The sequence below is a fragment of the Rahnella sp. AN3-3W3 genome, from assembly GCF_003263545.1.
GTDB classification, from domain to species: Bacteria; Pseudomonadota; Gammaproteobacteria; order Enterobacterales; family Enterobacteriaceae; genus Rahnella; species Rahnella variigena.
On record NZ_JYDG01000144.1, the window covers coordinates 1 to 1,240 of the forward strand.

Consider the following 1,240-nt stretch of genomic DNA (forward strand, 5'->3'; position numbering starts at 1 on the left):
TGTTCTGGTCTAATAATCGGTGACACCGACTTAAGAGGATATAATCCTTGAAACGGAGGTGCCTATGGCCAGAACTACACGCAAAAATTACAGCAAAGAATTCAAGATCGAAGCCGCCAAACTTGTTTGTGAACAAGGGTTTTCATGTGTTGAAGTTGCCCGTCAGCTCAACGTCGCCGATCAGAATATCAGTCGCTGGGTGACTGCTTATGAGCAATCCCTGCAAACTGAGCTGTCGGGGGAAAGACCTCGCAGCGAACTCGAAGCCGAATTGCGCCGCCTGCGTGCTGAAAATGAAGAACTCAGGCAGCAGAAGGAAATCCTAAAAAAGGCCACAGCCTTCTTTGCAAAAGAGCAGCGCTGAGGTTCGCTTTCATCGATGAGCAGCGCCTATTCTGGTCGGTAGCGCTGCTTTGCCGAACAATGGCGGTGAGCCGCAACGGGTTTTATCGCTGGCTTCAGGCAAAGCATCGTCCAGCGACATCATCAAATGCCGAGCGGGATGCCCATGCTTTAGCCTGCTGGAAAGCGGGTCGTGGCAGCCTTGGGAGCAGAACACTGAGCGTCGTGTTACGCAAAGAAGGCTTTAACCTCGGACGATATGCGACGCGTAGCCTGATGAAAAAGCTGGGATTATCGGGACGTCAGCGCCGACGCAAGTATGTATATGCTCGCAATATGAGTGCCGCAATGCCTAACCATCTCGGTCGGGAATTTAGCGTTGAGGCACCGAATAAAAAATGGGTGACTGACATTACCTATATCCCGACACGTCAGGGTTGGTGCTATCTGGCAGCCGTTGTCGATCTTTACTCGCGTAAAGTCGTGGGTTGGGATGTAGCGAAAACAATGACGGCTGAGTTAGCTCTTAGGGCATTACGCCAGGCAAAGCTGTTGCGACAACCGAAAGACAGCGTGTTGGTTCACTCAGATCAGGGCAGCCAATATACCAGTGGTGAGTGGCGTGATTATGCTGCAAGTAATGGCGTAGAACTCAGCCAAAGCCGGCGTGGAAATTGCTGGGATAATGCTGTTATGGAACGTTTTTTTGGCAGTCTGAAATCAGAGTGGGTGAAAGAGCGCTGCTATGCAGATGCGGAAAGTGCAAAGCGGGACATCAGTAAATACGTCATTGAATACTACAATATGTGGCGACCTCATACCCATCTTGGTGGTCTTTCACCAAACGAATATGAGGTCGCCGCTTAATGGGGTGTCAACTTTTACTAGACCAGAACAG

2 protein-coding genes are annotated in these 1,240 nt (G+C 50.3%); both read left to right on the forward strand.

The window, feature by feature from the left end:
* Positions 1-64 precede the first annotated feature (64 nt).
* Positions 65-364, forward strand: a complete 300-nt coding sequence (locus UC15_RS25400; protein WP_112291987.1) for a transposase — start codon at positions 65-67, stop codon at positions 362-364.
* 11 nt (positions 365-375) lie between these two features.
* Entirely contained in the window at positions 376-1,209 is an 834-nt protein-coding gene (locus UC15_RS25405; RefSeq protein WP_232829998.1) for an IS3 family transposase, read from the forward strand.
* Positions 1,210-1,240 lie beyond the last annotated feature (31 nt).

Coding starts and splice junctions, on each gene's coding strand:
- UC15_RS25400 (WP_112291987.1), top strand. CDS start 65: ATGGCCAGAACTACACGCAAAAATTACAGCAAAGAATTCAAGATCGAA.